Consider the following 16,502-nt stretch of genomic DNA (forward strand, 5'->3'; position numbering starts at 1 on the left):
ATGTAGGCACAGCGGGAAGTGTGTCCGCTGAGGTTGTTCGTCGATACATACAGGAGTGTCAGGGCCAATAGGCACTCTCATCCCAATCCCCTAAAGGGGATGGGAATTCCCGCGCCATTCTTTAAGCCGGGGTCCTCTTGGGGGCATCTAACCACTGGAATCATTGCGGAAAAATATCATGGCACGCGGCTTGCTAGGATGGGGATGCGGGTTGTGCCGTTCACACCGAAGGGAGCTTATGGCAAGGAGCATACGATGATGCGTCTCGGCGTGGATCAGGGCTGGCCCTTGCAGTGGCAGACCGATATCGGGGGATCATGAGCGGGACGAAGGCGGAGCGTGGCCACGCCTCGAGGTCGAATGGCGCCGGGATAAAGGGGTCTGGGGCCGCGAATGTGTTCATGGTAAGTTTTTTCGAAAGCCGCCCCCCAACGGCCGCTTCTTCCGGCGATGCGGGCCGTCGCGACCGACGGCACATTGGATCCTGCTGGGCGCGGGCATAGGGAACGAGAGGAATGCCACGATGTTTTGGGTTATGGGAGTGTCGTTTATAGCGGTCTATGGTCTCCTTGCGGGCCTCGTGCGCTTTTCGAGCGTGGTCATTGGGAGCCGTGAAGGGGGAAATAAATGACGGATCTATTGCTCGCGCTTGTCGCTGCGGTGGCGGCTTATTTGGTTTACGCAATCTTGTACCCGGAGCGTTTCTGAGTGATGGGCGCGAACGCGTTTTGGCAAATCGCTATTGAGCTGCTGCTGGCGGGAGCGATCAGCGTTCCCTTTGGGCGCTATCTGGCGCACGTCTTTCAGGGGCAGAAGACCCTGCTCGATCCGGTCTTCGATCCGGTCGACCGACTTATCTATCGCCTCATAGGGCGGGATGCCGTGAAGGAGGGGATGGACTGGAAGGGCTACGCGGTCCATATGCTTCTCACCAATCTCCTTATGGGTCTCTTGATCTATGTGATCCTGTCTTTTCAGGCCCATCTGCCGTGGAACCCCCTGAAATTCCCCGACGTGCAACCCTTTCTCGCCTTCAATACGGCGGCGAGCTTCGTCACGAATACCAACTGGCAGAATTATGGCGGCGAGTCGACTCTTTCGCTTTTTAGCCAGATGGCCGCCATAACCTTTCCCATGTTTACTTCGGCGGCAACGGGCTTGGTCGTGGCGATCGCGTTTTTTCGCGCACTTACCCCGAATCGTGATAAAGGCCACATTCTCGGCAACTTCTACCACGATTTCGTGCGGGTCCTCACGCGCGTGTTTCTCCTCCCGTGCCTTTTCATTACGCCGATCCTGGTTTGGCAGGGATCCCCCGAGACGCTCACGGGCATGGTCACGTCGCACCTCATCCAGGGTGGCGTGCAGCACATACCCCTGGGTCCGGTGGCGGACCTCGAGGTTATAAAGCATTTGGGCACGAATGGGGGAGGATTTTTCAATGCGAATTCGGCGCACCCCTTCGAGAACCCGACACCTTTGTCAAACGTCATCGAGACCCTGCTCATGATGGTAGGTCCCATGGCGCTGGTCGTGGCCTTCGGGCGCATTGTGGGGAACCCGAAGCTGGCCCGCGTGATCTACACGGTCATGGCGTCGATGCTGGTAGTCGCGGTGTTCACGGCCGTGATTGCCGAGCAGCGTGGCACGCCGCTTTTGGCGCATGCGGGCTTGATGCAGCACGCAAGCGCCGGCCAGATGGGCGGCAATATGGTCGGTAAGGAGGTGCGGTTCGGCATCACCCAGAGCGCCTTGTTCGATACGGTGAGCACCGCTTCCGCGACCGGTGCGGTCAATTCCATGCTGGATAGCTATACGCCCGCAGGTGGCATGGTGTCGCTTGTGCAAATGATGCTGAATTGTGTGTTCGGCGGCCAGGGTGTCGGGATGCTCAATTTCCTGATGTATGGCATTTTCGCTGTTTTCATTGCCGGCCTCATGGTGGGGCGCACACCGGAATTCCTCGGAAAGAAGATCGAGAAACGGGAAATTGTGCTGGCGTCTCTTGCGCTCTTGGTCCACCCCCTAATCATTCTGGTCCCGACCGCGTGGTCCTTGATGGCTCCGTATGGAGTGAGCTCACTCGGGAACGCCGGATCACACGGTCTGTCCGAAGTGCTCTACGCCTTTACTTCGGCCGCCGCCAATAACGGCTCGGCCTTTGCGGGGCTAAACGGTGATACCCCTTGGTATAACGTCGCTTTGGCCGTTGTGATTCTGGTGGGGCGCTACGCCTCAATCATTTTTATGCTTGCGCTCGGCGGCTCCTTGGCCGCGAAACCACGCGTATTGGAAACAGTAGGAACCTTGAAGACCGATACGGTGCTTTTCGGCGGATTTTGGTTCGCCACCATCATAGTTGTGGGGGCGCTGACTTTCTTCCCTGGCCTCGTGTTGGGGCCCATCGCCGAGTTCTATGCGCACCATGCATCGATTGGGGCGATACGATGAACGAGGCGGCGGCAGGCACCCCCAGGCATATCGAGGGCGGGCGCAAGAGGACGCGGGAGCTCGCTGGGCAGGCAATTATCGACTCCTTCAAAAAATTCAGCCCGCGGGTCCAGGTGCGCAATCCCGTCATGTTCATCGTCTGGTTATCGATGTTTGTGACTTTGGCGTTGACCTTCGATCCGGACCTTTTCGGAAAGACGCAGGTGACTGCGGCCTATAACGGCTTTGTGACAGCCATCCTGTTCTTTACGGTATGGTTCGCGAACTTCGCTGAGGCCTTTGCGGAGGGCAGAGGCAAGGCGCAGGCCGATGCACTGCGTCAAACGAAGACGGACGCGACGGCGCGGCGCATCGCCGACGATGGCACTCTTCAGGTCGTTGCGGCAGGCATGCTTCGCAAGGGGGATCGCGTGCGTGTCGAGCGTGGCGAGATCATTCCGACGGATGGGGAGATCCTGGAAGGCATCGCGTCGGTCGATGAGTCGGCGATAACGGGGGAATCGGCCCCAGTCTTGAAGGAGCCGGGCACGGATATGATGTCGACCGTCACCGGCGGCACACGCATCCTCTCGGACTGGTTGGTTTTCAAGGTCTCCGCCGACCCGGGGCACACCTTCCTCGATCGCATGATTCAGCTCGTGGAAGGTGCGCGTCGCCAGAAGACACCCAACGAGATTGCCCTGACTGTGCTGCTTGCGGTCCTGAGCCTGATATTCCTGGTCGTGGTGGCCACTTTGAAGCCGCTTGCTTCTTTTCTTCATATCCATATCGATGTGGCGACCCTGATTGCGCTTCTCGTGGCGTTGATGCCTACGACCATCGGGGCACTCTTGTCCGCCATCGGGATCGCCGGCATTGATCGCGCTACGCGGTTCAACGTTTTGGCGATGTCCGGCCGCGCCGTGGAGGCGGCGGGTGACGTACAGACGTTGATTTTGGACAAGACGGGCACTATCACCATGGGCAACCGCCAGGCCACTGAGTTTATGCCTTTGCCAGGGTACAGCGAGGACGATGTCGCAGAGGCTGCTATGGCCGCCTCCTGGTATGACTCCACTCCCGAGGGGCGATCGATTGTGGCGCTGGCAGTGGCGCGGGGTGCCAGACGTGATCCTGTTTGGGAGCAGGCGCAAGGCGTGGAGTTTACTGCCGAGACCCGCATGAGCGGGACGAACCTGCCAGACGGCCGCGAGGCGCGTAAAGGTGCGGTCGCGGCGGTCGCGCGGTACGTGCAGGATGGCTTCAAGACCACGGCCCCGCCGGAGTTAAAGGAGGCGGCCGATCGCGTGGCAAAAAAGGGTGCAACCCCGCTCGCGCTTGCAATGGACGGGGCGCTGATTGGCGTGATCGGTCTATCGGATGTTTTGAAGCCCGGTATGCGTGAGCGCTTCGCGCATATGCGCAGTCTCGGCATCAAGACGATCATGGTCACGGGCGACAACCCGATTACGGCGCGCGTGATCGCCGAACAAGCCGGTGTCGATGATTTCGTAGCCGAGGCCAAGCCTGAGGACAAGATCCGCGTCATTCGTTTGGAGCAGGGGCAGGGACGGCTCGTGGCTATGACCGGCGATGGCACGAACGACGCGCCGGCGCTCGCTCAGGCGGACGTCGGTCTTGCCATGCACTCGGGGACGGTGGCCGCGAAGGAGGCTGCCAACATGATCGATCTGGACTCCGATCCGACCAAGCTTATCGATGTCGTGGCGATTGGCAAGCAGCTTCTCATCACACGCGGGGCGCTTACCACCTTCTCTATCGCAAACGACGTGGCCAAATATTTTGCGATGTTGCCGGCCATGTTCATGTTGGCATTGCCGGGGGTGTCGGCGCTCAATATCATGCATCTTGCAACCCCTGAGAGCGCGGTCTTGTCGGCGCTCATATTCAACGCCGCAATCATTCCGATCTTGATCCCCCTGGCGTTGCGCGGGGTGCGTTTTCAGCCGACGACTGCCAATCATATGTTGGCGCGTAACGTTCTGCTCTATGGTTTTGGGGGCCTTATCGTGCCCTTTATCGGTATCAAGGCCATTGATCTCGTTCTCAGTCCGTTTTTGCGTTAGCCGCGAGGAGGCCTTCTGTCGCGTACTTTTGGGACTGCTCTACGTTTTGTCCTCTTGACGTGGGTGATGTTTGGGCTCGGCTATCCTTTGCTTGAGATCGGTATCAACCAACTCGCATTTCCGGGACCCGCCAATGGCAGTCTCGTGCGGCAAGACGGGCGGATCGTGGGTTCGCGTCTGATCGAGCAGCGATTCCGGGGGGCTCGGTGGTTCCATGGAAGGCCGTCAGCCGTCCACATGGACCCGCGTTCGTCCGGTGCCTCTAACCTTGGTCCGTTGAGCCGTAGGCTTGCGCGTCATCTCGCCGCGCGGCGCAATCGTCTTCTGGCCCACCATCCGACGCTCGCGGGGCAACGGTTGCCGGCGGATATGATCACGAGTTCGGGGTCCGGGCTCGACCCGGACATTACCCCCGCCAATGCCTATCTTCAGGCCCGCTGGGTCGCTCGCAAGCGCGGCCTGCCGCCGGCTTCGGTGCGCCGTCTTGTGGCGCGGCATGAACGCAGGCCCTGGCTCGGGCTGTTTGGACAGGCGCGCGTGAATGTTCTGGCGCTGAATCTGGGACTCCAGCGGCTCGCGAATCGCAATCGCGATGACAGGATGGGACACTGAGGGCTCGGGGCCTTTCGACCAAGAATTGGTGGATGCCGGAATAGCCTATCTACGCATCCCCCTCCTAGGCGAGGATCACGCGAGCGTTGCACCAGAAAGGAATCAGACGGAGGGCCTGTTTTTCTAAGTACGATAGGTTCTCGGAAATCGCTATTACTCCACAAAGCGGAGTAATATCAACGATCATGCAGATCGGTGTCGGCTTTCGCTGTTACCCGACCTCCGCGTAAGCGCAAACCTTGCAGCGGTGGATCGGCGGTCAACGGCACCCCGATAACGCCCTGGTGCGGGAAGACCAGTATTTTCGTCGCTTTGCGCGGACGGCTTTGCAGCGCGCGGGCCAATTGGGCCCCATCGATCGGCGGTACCGCCCCTTCAAGATCGAATTCGCCGCCCTGGCGGTCGGAGGTGCCGAGCGCCATGCTAAGCAACGGCGTGCTACTCGGGCAACTGATCGACCAAAACTTGCGCCGCAGCGCTCCGTCTGTAAGCGCGGGGTGGTTCCGGGAGGTGTGGCCGACAATGGCGGCCATGCCTCCACGAATCGGGGGTTGTCCACGGCGGGCATTGAGTCACGCTCATGGCTCAACGCGGCGCTGGCATTCCTGCTTTATTAGCGGCGGTCACCGGATATAATCGAACCATGTTGAGCCGCAAAGCTGCCTGTCGCCTGTACCCAAGCGCCACCCAAGCGGAGCGGCTGGAGGCGATCGTCACGTCCCAAGGAATCGTAGCTGTCGCCAAGCCGTGGCAACTCAGAAATCCGCTCGCGGAATTGAAGCGGTTCGGGCAGGCGGTGTCCCGTAGGATGTGTAGGGCCCAGCAATTGGGCGGCCGACAACGGGGCTTTCCGGTCTCCGCCGCTTTACGCGAGGACAGCCAACACTGGGCCCGGCAGCGTCGGGACTTTTTGCAGCAGTTCCGTGCCACGCCAGCGGGTAGGCTGGGTCCTGGTATGGGGGAGCGCCGACACCGACGATCCAACCCACGCAACACCGTCATATGTGTTGGACAATGGCCGAACGGAAAGACCGTCCGTTCCGATTGGCAACACTTATGTCCCCGCTGCGCTGTCACCTGTGACGGTGATGACAATGCGGCCCTGGTACTATTGCGGTGGTTGGAAAGGAGATTAGCCGGCAATGCGGGCATGCGGCCTACGGTTCCGGCTCTGGGGCCCTTTCGGGATAGGGGGCGGTGTAAGACCGTGGGGTGCTGTGGCGGCTGCGCCGAAGCATGATACTCACGCCACGCGGTCGTCATGTTGGCGGGAGCCGTTTATCGCAATGCGACGAGGGGAATCGTCTCCCTGTACGGGTCGCGAGCCCCAAAAATCCCCGCCCAAGCCCGTAAGGGCTTGAGCGGTGGGAGGCCTCATGGAACCGCAAAGCACTCTGTCCTCGTCGGAACAGGATATTCTAAGCACGCTGAAGGAGCGCACGGCGGGTCGCCTCAAGATTTATATCGGGTCGGCGGCCGGCGTCGGGAAGACCTATCAGATGCTCCTCGAGGCGCGCAGACTGCGCGACGAAGGCGTCGATGTGGTATTGGGTTACATAGAGACGCATGGCCGTGTCGAGACCGCGGGGCTCGTGGGCGATCTTGAAAAAGTCCCCTTGCGGCGCATCCGTTACCAGGACAGATTTTTCGACGAAATGAATCTGCCGGCAATCCTTGAGCGTCGGCCGCAGATCGTCATCGTCGATGAACTTGCGCATTCCAACATTCCGGGGACCGAGCATCCAAAGCGTTATCAGGATGTGGAGGATATCCTAAAGGCCGGCATTAATGTCATATCTGCCGTCAACATTCAGCATATCGAGAGCCTGAACCCCTATGTCGAGCGACTAACCGGCGTCAAGGTGCGTGAGACCGTCCCGGATCGCATCTTGGCCATTGCAAGCGAGATCATCAATATTGATCTCTCCGTTGAAGACCATAGGGAGCGCCTGCGTCGCGGCAAGATCTATCCCTCCGAGAAGGTCGAAAGCGCGCTTCGCGGTTTCTTTACCCCGGAGAACCTGGCGGCCATGCGCGAGATGGCATTGCGTGAGGTGGCGAGTAAGGTCGAATATCAGACCGAGGAGCAACGGCTTTTGCGGGAGGCGGGGCCTCTGCGCCGCCCCGATCGCGTGGTCGTCTGCCTCGGACCCGACCATGCCGCGAATGTGGCCCTGTTGCGCCGTGGGGCACGGGTTGCCGGCCGCTTGAATGCGGACTGGTTCGCCGTTACGGTCGTGAGACCCGAGCTTGCGCCAGGAAAGGCCTTGAGCCCGGTCCGGAAGGAGTTTTTGAAGCTCGAGCGCTTAGCGGAGGATCTGGGGGCGCGATTCAAGGTGCTCGAATCGCAGAGCGTGCTCGATGCTCTTGTGAGTTTTGTGGAGGCGCACGGCATCACGATGGCGATCTTTGGCAAGAATCGACATGTGGGCTGGCGCCTGCGCCTATTCAAGTGGCTGACGCTCGAGTTCCTGAATCATACGGATGGGGTCGATGTTCAAATCGTCGACACCAAGGAGAGCGAGACGCAGACGCGTCACTAGGACAATTCATGCCGCGATCACTCAGTAATCGTCTTATTATCGCCATCTCGGCGGTTGTTTTGTTTCTCGGCGTCTTGGGTGCCCTCCTTGTCGCCCGTGTAGGCGCACTCGGCGGCGTCACCCAGCGGATATTGAGGACCAATGCTCATGTCGCCGTCATGATGAGCACCATGCGGGAGGCCGCTCATGCGTACGCCCTTGCCACCCCGGCGAAGGGGCGGGCACGCATAGCGACTCGGTTCGTCGCTTCATCGCAAGGCTTCGGCGACGGTACCGAAGGGTTGCATATAGGCGGCGAGCGCGCGCGCGTCTGGAGCGCGTGGAAGGCCTATCGGACCCGCCCCGATGCCGCCCGCCTCAAGTCCCTTGATCGTTCTCTGGAGAGGCTGAGAGAGGTTACGCGCGCCGCCGTAGGCGAGCGGGAGCATCGCGCGGTCAGTGCGATCAAGGATCTGACGATATTCGCGTCGCTCGGGCTTGGTGCGTCACTGCTTGCCATCCTGATACTCTCGGTGTGGATGGTGCGGCTCATTTTACGGCCCATGCGCCAGCTGGCACGCAGCATTCATGATTTGAGTCCTGCTGGCACGCACCGCGAGCTTGAGCGCTATGGACTCGTGGAGTTCGATGACTTGACTAGAGAGTTCAATGGACTCTTGCGGAGGCTCGACAAATACGATCGTGGGAACACCGAAAAGCTGGTCTATGAGAATGCCAAGATCGACGCACTCATAAACTCAATAGACGATGGGCTCGTTCTTTTGGATCGGCAGGGGAAGATTCTCCACGTGAACTTCATGGCCGGTATGTTGCTGCAGACCGAGCCTGGCGAGCTGCTCGGTCGCAATATCAATGATCTGAACATAGCCACGCGGTTCTATATGAATCTTCGCAATGCCCTTATGTCGCTGCGTCGGGAGGATCAAGACGAGCCACAGTATAGCCGCAACGAATTCTCGCTAACTATACGCGGCCGGCTCCATTACTATATCCTGAAGACCGTTCCGTTTCGTGATAAGGGCCGCAGCATAATAGGGCTGATTGTCGTGTTGCAGGACGTGACGGAGTTGCGGCATGCCGAGCACCAGAGGACGCAGCTATTGGCGACGCTTTCGCATGAGCTTAAGACGCCACTTACAAGTCTCAGCCTCAGTATCGGCACCCTCTACGAAACCACCCATCAGGACAACTTTTCCGCGCAGGTCCGTCAGCTCCTGGAAATCGCCAAGGAGGAAGTGGGCCGCTTAACGATGTTAGTGGAGGATCTCCTCGACGTCTCTAGGCCGGACGCCATCCGCGCGAGCATTGATCTGAGGCCGCTGGAGCTGTGCGAATTCCTGCATCGACAGGTTCACTCCTTTCGCCTTCAGGCCGAACTCCAGGATGTCGACATGGTAGTGCAGTGTCTCCCGGAGGTAGCCGTGAACGCCGATCCGATTAAGCTCGGCTGGGTTTTCAATAATTTGCTCTCGAATGCGCTGCGCCATACGCCCTTGCATGGCCAGATTACAGTGACGGTGTCGAAGCCGAGCGACGATGAGGTCTTAATGGAGGTGGCCGACACCGGACGTGGGATCCCGCCCGAGGAGTTGCCGAGCATATTCGAATGGTTTACGCAAGGGACCGGGGATCGCCAAGGGTCTGCAGGTATGGGGCTCGCAATCGTTCGCGAGATGGTGGAGGCGCATGGTGGGCGCATAACAGTCGCATCCAAGGTGAACGAAGGGACCGTGTTTCGCATCAGTCTTCCAAGATACATGACGGCCGCTGACCTGCCATTGCAGCCCGTTGTGTCGCCTCCGACGCAAGGGTGACGGGATGCAGTCCGTACTCATAGTGGACGACGATCGTAAGATTCGGTTGACGCTCAGTATCTTCCTTGAGCGGCGCGGATACCGTGTACGGGATGTGGCGTCGGTCAAGGCGGCATTGACCACTCTGCGGGAGTTCCGCGCCGATATCGTGCTGTCAGACTTAAGGATGGAGGGCGAGGGCGGCATCGAGCTTCTGGCTGCCGTCAAGGCGGATTACCCATCGCTGCCCGTTATTATCATGACGGCGTACGCGAGTGTGGAGAAGGCGGTGGAGGCGATAAAGCGGGGGGCGGCCGACTTTATCGTAAAGCCCTTTGCCCCGGCCGAGATAGAGCAGATTCTGAGCCGGGCGATCCATATCCAGAGCCTCGAGGTGGAAAATCACAACCTCCGCGTGGCTTTGGATAAAGAGGGCATGCTGACTCGTTCGGAGTCGTTCCGCCGGACATTGTCCATGGCCGAACGTTTTGCGCGCAGTGAAGCGACCGTGCTCGTGTTGGGGGAGAGCGGCACAGGCAAGAGTCTGATCGCGCGCCGGATCCACGCCGCTAGCGGCCGAAGCAAGGGGCCCTTCGTCGAAGTGAACTGTGCAAGCCTTTCGCCGAACTTGCTCGAAAGCGAACTCTTCGGTCACTGCAAGGGCGCGTTCACGGGGGCGATCAAGGACAAGGTGGGCCGACTTGAAGCTGCGGATGGCGGAACACTATTTTTGGACGAGGTGAGTGAATTGCCGGCTGAAGGGCAGGCCAAGCTGCTCCGCTTCCTGCAAGATAAGGTTTTTGAGCGAGTGGGTGAGCTTAAGACTCGCGCCGTAGACACCCGCGTCATTGCCGCGACCAACCGTGATTTGCGCGATCTCGTTGCTGGAGAGGGGTTTCGGGAAGACCTCTATTATAGGCTCAATGTCGCTGAGATACTTATGCCGCCTCTCCGGTCGCGCCCGGAGGATATCCCTGTCCTTGTAGAGCGATTCGTGGCGCAGGCGGCGGCTCGCAACGGCCTTTCGTCGATTCCAGACATGGAGAATGAGGTAAAGACCTGTCTTGCCCGTTACAATTGGCCCGGTAACGTTCGTGAGCTTCAGAACGTTATTGAAAGGTGTGTGATTTTGGCGGGCCCTGGACGCATAAGTGTGGAACATTTGCCGGATCGTTTGTCGACATATCCCGCGTCCTAGCCATTGAGATTCGCTCGTGGGGCGTTCTGCCTCGAGGATCCGGTTTTTGAAGACTTTGTGGCTGGCAGTGCTGGCGGCGGGCGTCCTGCAAGGGGCGGCGGCTGCGCAGGTACGGTCCGTATGGAGTATTGACGATAATGTGTCAGCCTCTTACCGATTGACGGATTTCCATTACGTAGAACCAAGCGATACATGTGCGCTAGCGGTATGCACAAATGCTCCGCAAACGGATTACTTCGATCGTGAATATGGATTTATAGACGGTTTCCAGGCCAGCGCATCGGGCCTGCTTTTGCACGAACGCCTCTATGCCCGCGCGAGCTACGACTGGACGAGCGGTTACGTGCGCTACCAGGGTTATACGCAGAGCGGTGGGGCTGTGCCAAGCACGGTCTCGGGAGCGGTCATTTCGGACTACAGCGTGCGGTTGGGCGCGGCGTTTCCTGAGCGTTCTGTCATGGCGGTGCCGTTTTTCGAATACGGGCATCACGCGTGGCGGCGAATGGTGGGGGTGGGTACGGGGCAGACCTACGAAGAGGATTATCGGCATGACTACATGGCGCTTGGCGTCCTGATCCAGATGGCGCTCACAGACGCGCTCGTGGCGAGCATCTATGCCTCGGCGGGACAAACCATGAATCCCGCGATCAGCGTGCCTGCGTATGATTTTTCTCAAGCGCTCGGAACGGCCGCACTCGTCAAGGCGGGGGCGTCTTTGGATTTTCGCGTGTCGCGTCGCCTCGGGGTGTACGGCGCTGTCCGCTACACACGATTTTCGTATGGGCAGAGCGTGGCGCAGCCATCGGGCAGTCTTGTTATCATGGAGCCCCAGAGTAATACGGTCATGACAAGCTATGAAGGCGGCATGCGGTTCTTCTTCTAGGGACGAGGGGCTCTTTTGCGCGCTCTGGCCCCATGGCGATGTGCGTGTGCGCCTAGCGGCAGAGGCACACGGGGCTAGCGCCCGGCCGATGGTTAGCATGTGAGGGTTGCGTTTGTGGGCGAGGTGGGGGATGACGCCCGGTGCGCCCTAGGGTGGGGGGCTGCTGCTTCCGTACGGGAAAGCTTCCTGGGCGTGCTCGATCGGATAGACGCCTTGGCTTCCGGAACTGAGGTCCTCTTGCCTTCGGCTCCTGGGGCTTGCCGCGAGTCTGCAAGGTCTCGTGGCGGATGTCGCAGGAACAGTCGAGCGCTGCCCTTTCCGCCCCCATGTCACGCTGGCGCACATGTGGACCATGTGCGGTCGGTTAAGTCTTTCATCGCCGATTAGCTGGCCTGAGCGAGAGTATGTGCTGTGCCGATCACAAAGGACCAGGCCTGGGTTCTATAACGTTTGGGAGCGGTGGCCGCTTTATGAAGACCTACGACGTCTTTCTGACCTTCTTTGTCGTGATCGACCCCATCGGCTTGGTGCCGCTCTTCGGGGCCCTCACCGCAGGGGCGAGCCCCGAATATCGTCGGCGGATGGCAGTAAAAGGCGTCCTGGTTGCCGCGCTCGTGCTGTTTTTCTTTGCCTTTAGTGGTTTTGCCCTCTTACGCGTCCTGGGGATCGGCCTTGCGGCGTTCCGTATTGCGGGCGGGCTGCTTCTGTTTTTGCTTGCAATCGACATGGTATTTGCGCGTCATTCGGGGCTGCGGTCCACGACTCGGCGCGAAACGGAAGAGGCGCGCGGCCGGGATGACATCTCCGTCTTTCCGCTCGCCATCCCGCTGTTGGCGGGCCCCGGGGCGCTTACGAGTCTCCTGCTCATGCTCTCGGCCGCCCATGGGCGCCTTGCCGCAGTTGGACTTCTCCTTGGTATACTGACCTTGGTGTTGGCCATTACGCTTGGTGTGCTTCTTTCCTCGGTGCGGATACTTGCACTCATGGGCGAGACCGGGGCCAACGTAGTTACGCGCTTACTTGGCGTGTTGTTGACGGCCCTCGCGGTCCAGTATGTGCTGACCGGCATACGCGTAGGCCTCCTCCAGGGCCATTGAAATGGAAGAGATCTCAGTGGATGCCCCGCCCTTCGATGGGAACCGCGAGCGGGAATTGGTGGTGGTCGCCTATGCCCTGTATGTTGTGGGTTTCTTCGGCATGCTAGCGCCGAGCATCCTGGCTCTGGGCTTGAATTACTGGCGGCGCAATCGCAGCGGCAGCTGTTATGGGAGCCACCACCGATGGATGATACGGACGTTTTGGTGGGGCCTGTTGTGGGCGGCCGCCTCCTTGCTCCTCCTCTTTGCGCTTGTAAGCTATGTCGCGTTGATCGTGGTCAGCGTGTGGTGGGTCTATCGCGTGATCCGCGGGGTTCTCGCTCTGGTTGACGAGCAATCCATGCCGCCCAGTTCGCTCCAGGTGACAAGCCAGTCGCCCTAGGCTCGTGTCCGGGCAACGGCAGGTATTTCGGCCATGCAAGCGTCTCGGGACGTTTCCCACACAAATCCACGCCGCTGGTGTCTGGCATTCTTGGAAAATCACTACCCGCATAAAGTGGGTTGTGTATACCCCGATTTTGATAACCTGACACTTCCCTGGTCCGCCGGCGTGAATGCGCCGCGCTGAACCTTTGCGCGTGTAGTCTGTGCGCTCGGCTATGGCCCGTGATGCGCAAGGTTCAGTAAGGGCCACACCCCCGCGCGTTAGCGGTGTTCCCGTCTATGGCGCATTCGGAAGGGATGCCCAAGCTTTTGACGCCGTCTGGTGGGATGCCGAGCGGGCGCGCAAAGCCTTTCTGCCGGTTCGCTCTGCTTAATCGCGCACGCCAGGTGCGCTGATAGACACATCCCTGGGGCTGCGTCGCCTGCGAGCGTGCCGCGATTGGGCACAAAAAAAGGACCGCGGGAAGCGGTCCTTCGATTGAAGCGAATCTGGGCCGCCCTTTAGGTGCCCGTAAGGGTCTTCTTTGGGGCGGGCCACGGCGCGTAGCCTGGGTTGTTTGCGACACCGAGGAGTCGCGGTGTGTAGGCGGTTTCTGCGCGTACGGTCTTTTGGTCGCGCAGGTATTCCGACACCACGTCCCAGATCTTTTTGCCCGGATGCTTGGGTCGGTAGACATCGGCCCAGCCCGACACCGTATAGCGCTTGTTGGGCTCTATGGGTTTGCCGTTCAAGAGCCGCAGATCGGAGATCCTATGGCCGATATTGCGTGTCGGAGCCATCGTGTAGGTGAAGCCGCCCACGCGCACCATGTCGCCACCCTGCTGATAGTAGGGGTCTTTGTTGAAGAGGTTGTCGGCGATTTGTTCCAGCACGCTTTTCAGCTGTTTGCCGGTATAAGTGTCGAGGGTCGTCGCCGGATAGGTGATGGCCGTCTGATTCATGACGTCTTCCATCGTGATAGGCTCGCCGGGCAAAAGGCTCGTGCCCCAACGGAAGCCAGGCGAGAGCGCCAGTTGGGCGCCGGATACTGCGAGCTGCGCGTCGATGATCAACTGATCGAATGTGCCGTTGAAGTTCCCGCGGCGATACAGCAACCCTTCATTGATAGCGAGCTTCTCGGCGAGCTTGTCCTTATAGGGCGCGCGCACCTTCTGGACGTAGGCCGCCATTTCCGGATCCGCCGGCAGCAGGTCGGCGAATACCGGCATGAGGCGGGACTTGTAACCGCGCACCCGGCCACCGCGCACGTCGAGATCCAAAACCAACAGGAACTTCGTGTTGGACCCGGAATTGAAGACCAATGTCGTGCCGCCGCTATTGCGCACCGGCACGGGCTCAGCCTCGGCATCGTGGGTGTGGCCGCCCAAGATGACATCGATCCCGTGGACTTGGCGCGCCATCTTCAGGTCCACGTCCATGCCGTTGTGTGAGAGGACGGCGACCACTTGCGCGCCCTTGGCCCGCACCTCGTTCACGGTCTTTTGCATATGCGCTTGATCGATACCGAATTCCCAGTCCGGGACCATGTAGGCTGGGTTGGCAATGGGGGTGTACGGGAAGGCCTGGCCGATGACCGCGACCTTCACGCCATTGACGTCGCGCATCATGTAGGGCTTGAAGACGAGCGAGCCCCAGGTGGAGTCATTGACGTTCTGGGCAAGGAACTCGATATGGCCCTTGAGCTCTGTGTCGATGGCTTCTTTGACGCGTTTCGCGCCATAGGTGAATTCCCAGTGTGCAGTCATGGCGTCGACGCCGAGGAGCTTTTGTGCCCCGATCATGTCGCGCCCCTCGGTCCAAAGTGATGTCGCCGAGCCTTGCCAAGTATCGCCACCGTCCAGCAGCAGGCTGCGTCCAGCGCGCTCTCCGCGCACCTTTTTTACGAGTGTGGCGAGATGAGCGAAGCCGCCGATTTTGCCGAAGCGGCGGGAGGCTTCCGTGAAATCCAGGTAGGTAAACGCATTTGCGCGGCGCCCGCCGAACGGCACTTTGAAGTAATGGAGGTAGTGTTCGCCGACCAAGTGAGGCGGGCGGCCCCAGGCGGGGCCTACGCCGATATTGATGTTGGGTTCGCGGAAGTAGACCGGAAGGAGCTGCGCGTGGCAGTCCGTCATGTGCAGCAGGCTTACGTTGCCGTAGACCGGCATGTCATATAGGTGGCTTGCCGCCGCGGTCGCGCTTTCGCCGCCCTGTAGGCGATTTACGCTGCAGCCTGAAAGTCCGGCGCCGGTCGCCCCTGCGACCGCTAGCATCTGCAAGAATTCTCGTCGTGACAAGCTCATAAACGTCTACTCCTCGCGCTTGTTCAAGTGTCGGATGGCGGGTAGTGCCTTCTTGTGGGAGACTACCGCAACGGACCTCTAGCGCCGTCTTTATACCGCGCCGCAGTCTGCTAAGAGACGCAAGAGGGCGCCAATCTATTCCCCGCGAAGCGAGGCCGCCCGGAGGCGGCCTGCAGGGGGGTTGGTGGCCCCTAAGGGCGTTGACTTGGTGCGCTTAAAGGTAGGCCCGTGTTCATGTACATCTGATAGAACTCGAGATCCCGATACTGGACGCTTTCCGGCTTGAAGGGGGCAGCCCCCACCTTCTTGTTGCATCCCTGGTAGCGTTTGGCGAGCGTGCCGAGTGTGCCCCACGCCGAGCGGTAGGCGGGGAAGTCGACGCCTTGGCCAAGCGCCGCGCTTATGATATTGCCTCGAAGCCGTTTGCCCGCGTTCCAGACATGACAGGTCGCGCAGGAAAAATTGAGCTGCCCGCGCCGTGCCCAGAAAAACTGCTCTCCGGCCCGGAAGGCTGTCACAGCGCCCGGCGAGTTCACGTCAACATGGACCGGCATACCGTATGACAGGTGTTTGACGTAGGCATCGATGTCGGCCATGGGTCCTGTCGTCACGTTCTTGTAGGGCGCGGCGCCATTACGGACCCGACATGTGTTGATATCCATGACCAGGGTGCGGACCTCTTTGGTTGCGGGGTCCCAGTAGGGGTAATGTGTCGCGATACCTACGCCGCCGTTCTTGAAGCAGCTCGCGTAGGTATTGCCGTCCTTGAACGGGGTGTTCCAAAGGCGCTTCCCGCGATCCAAGGCAAACGTATAGGACGGAAACTCCATGATCTGTTTCCACTGCGCCCTGAGATTCTTGGCGGCAGGCATCGCGTAGACCGCGTTTGCGTAATCCTTGAAGGGCACATTGGGGAAGCGTTTATGGAAATAAGCCTGAAACGTCTCCATGTCCGACTTCGGCGAAGCCTGCGCCATGAGGGGTGCGCACAGGGCCGCCGCTAATACCAGGATAGTAGTTTTTTTCATGATTCTCCTCTTCGATCGGGGACTGAGTAACTGCGGTCCCCTGATCCCTCCTAGCTCACATGGGTTTGGGCGTGCCCGGTCATGCCCTCGTTGTCGATCCAGTCGACGGTGATGAGATCGCCCTTCTTCGCGTGGGTCAGCTTCACGGCGATGAGCGGGTCCTT

General features: G+C 59.8%; 13 protein-coding genes. 10 read left to right on the forward strand and 3 right to left on the reverse strand.

The features are described from left to right. Window positions 1–627 precede the first annotated feature (627 nt). The 4 genes from ACYCTF_RS12240 to kdpC are packed head-to-tail and all read left to right on the forward strand — an operon-like array spanning window position 628 to window position 5,129. A complete protein-coding gene (locus ACYCTF_RS12240; protein WP_461284180.1) occupies window positions 628–708 on the forward strand; it encodes a potassium-transporting ATPase subunit F in 81 nt (26 codons plus the stop codon). A 3-nt stretch (window positions 709–711) separates the two neighbouring features. Beyond that, window positions 712–2,451 (forward strand): potassium-transporting ATPase subunit KdpA, encoded by a 1,740-nt coding sequence (kdpA, locus tag ACYCTF_RS12245; RefSeq protein ID WP_461284181.1) that lies wholly within the window; start codon window positions 712–714, stop codon window positions 2,449–2,451. Next, a complete protein-coding gene (gene kdpB, locus ACYCTF_RS12250; RefSeq protein WP_461284170.1) occupies window positions 2,448–4,517 on the forward strand; it encodes a potassium-transporting ATPase subunit KdpB in 2,070 nt (689 codons plus the stop codon). Before kdpA ends, kdpB begins: the two co-directional genes overlap by 4 nt. 15 nt (window positions 4,518–4,532) lie before the next feature. Next, complete coding sequence (gene kdpC, locus ACYCTF_RS12255) at window positions 4,533–5,129, forward strand: potassium-transporting ATPase subunit KdpC (RefSeq protein ID WP_461284182.1); 597 nt, start codon at window positions 4,533–4,535, stop codon at window positions 5,127–5,129. Window positions 5,130–5,305: 176 nt separating this feature from the next. On the opposite strand, the gene ACYCTF_RS12260 is transcribed toward kdpC, so the two are convergent. Further along, window positions 5,306–5,662 carry a hypothetical protein gene (locus tag ACYCTF_RS12260; protein ID WP_461284960.1) on the reverse strand — a complete coding sequence of 119 codons (357 nt, stop codon included), beginning with the start codon at window positions 5,660–5,662 and terminating at the stop codon, window positions 5,306–5,308. Between the two features lie 843 nt (window positions 5,663–6,505). Here ACYCTF_RS12260 and ACYCTF_RS12265 point away from each other — a divergent pair. The 6 genes from ACYCTF_RS12265 (at window position 6,506) to ACYCTF_RS12290 (ending at window position 13,025) form a co-directional block, all read left to right on the forward strand. After that, window positions 6,506–7,672 (forward strand): histidine kinase, encoded by a 1,167-nt coding sequence (locus tag ACYCTF_RS12265; RefSeq protein WP_461284172.1) that lies wholly within the window; start codon window positions 6,506–6,508, stop codon window positions 7,670–7,672. Window positions 7,673–7,680: 8 nt separating this feature from the next. After that, window positions 7,681–9,486, forward strand: a complete 1,806-nt coding sequence (locus ACYCTF_RS12270; RefSeq protein ID WP_461284173.1) for an ATP-binding protein — start codon at window positions 7,681–7,683, stop codon at window positions 9,484–9,486. A gap of 4 nt (window positions 9,487–9,490) precedes the next feature. After that, on the forward strand, window positions 9,491–10,663 hold the full coding sequence (locus ACYCTF_RS12275; RefSeq protein WP_461284174.1) for a sigma-54-dependent transcriptional regulator: 1,173 nt from the start codon (window positions 9,491–9,493) through the stop codon (window positions 10,661–10,663). 46 nt (window positions 10,664–10,709) lie between these two features. Beyond that, window positions 10,710–11,546, forward strand: coding sequence for a hypothetical protein (locus ACYCTF_RS12280; protein ID WP_461284175.1), 837 nt, complete (start codon window positions 10,710–10,712; stop codon window positions 11,544–11,546). A gap of 470 nt (window positions 11,547–12,016) precedes the next feature. After that, window positions 12,017–12,643, forward strand: coding sequence for a MarC family protein (locus ACYCTF_RS12285; RefSeq protein ID WP_461284176.1), 627 nt, complete (start codon window positions 12,017–12,019; stop codon window positions 12,641–12,643). A 1-nt stretch (window position 12,644) separates the two neighbouring features. Next, window positions 12,645–13,025 carry a DUF4870 family protein gene (locus ACYCTF_RS12290; RefSeq protein ID WP_461284177.1) on the forward strand — a complete coding sequence of 127 codons (381 nt, stop codon included), beginning with the start codon at window positions 12,645–12,647 and terminating at the stop codon, window positions 13,023–13,025. A 503-nt stretch (window positions 13,026–13,528) separates the two neighbouring features. On the opposite strand, the gene soxB is transcribed toward ACYCTF_RS12290, so the two are convergent. Beyond that, on the reverse strand, window positions 13,529–15,310 hold the full coding sequence (soxB, locus tag ACYCTF_RS12295; protein ID WP_461284178.1) for a thiosulfohydrolase SoxB: 1,782 nt from the start codon (window positions 15,308–15,310) through the stop codon (window positions 13,529–13,531). A gap of 191 nt (window positions 15,311–15,501) precedes the next feature. Then, the gene (soxA, locus tag ACYCTF_RS12300; protein WP_461284179.1) at window positions 15,502–16,338 is read right to left on the reverse strand and encodes a sulfur oxidation c-type cytochrome SoxA; all 837 of its coding nucleotides are present in this window, start codon (window positions 16,336–16,338) and stop codon (window positions 15,502–15,504) included. Window positions 16,339–16,502 lie beyond the last annotated feature (164 nt).

The sequence above is a fragment of the Acidiferrobacter sp. genome, assembly GCF_054609335.1.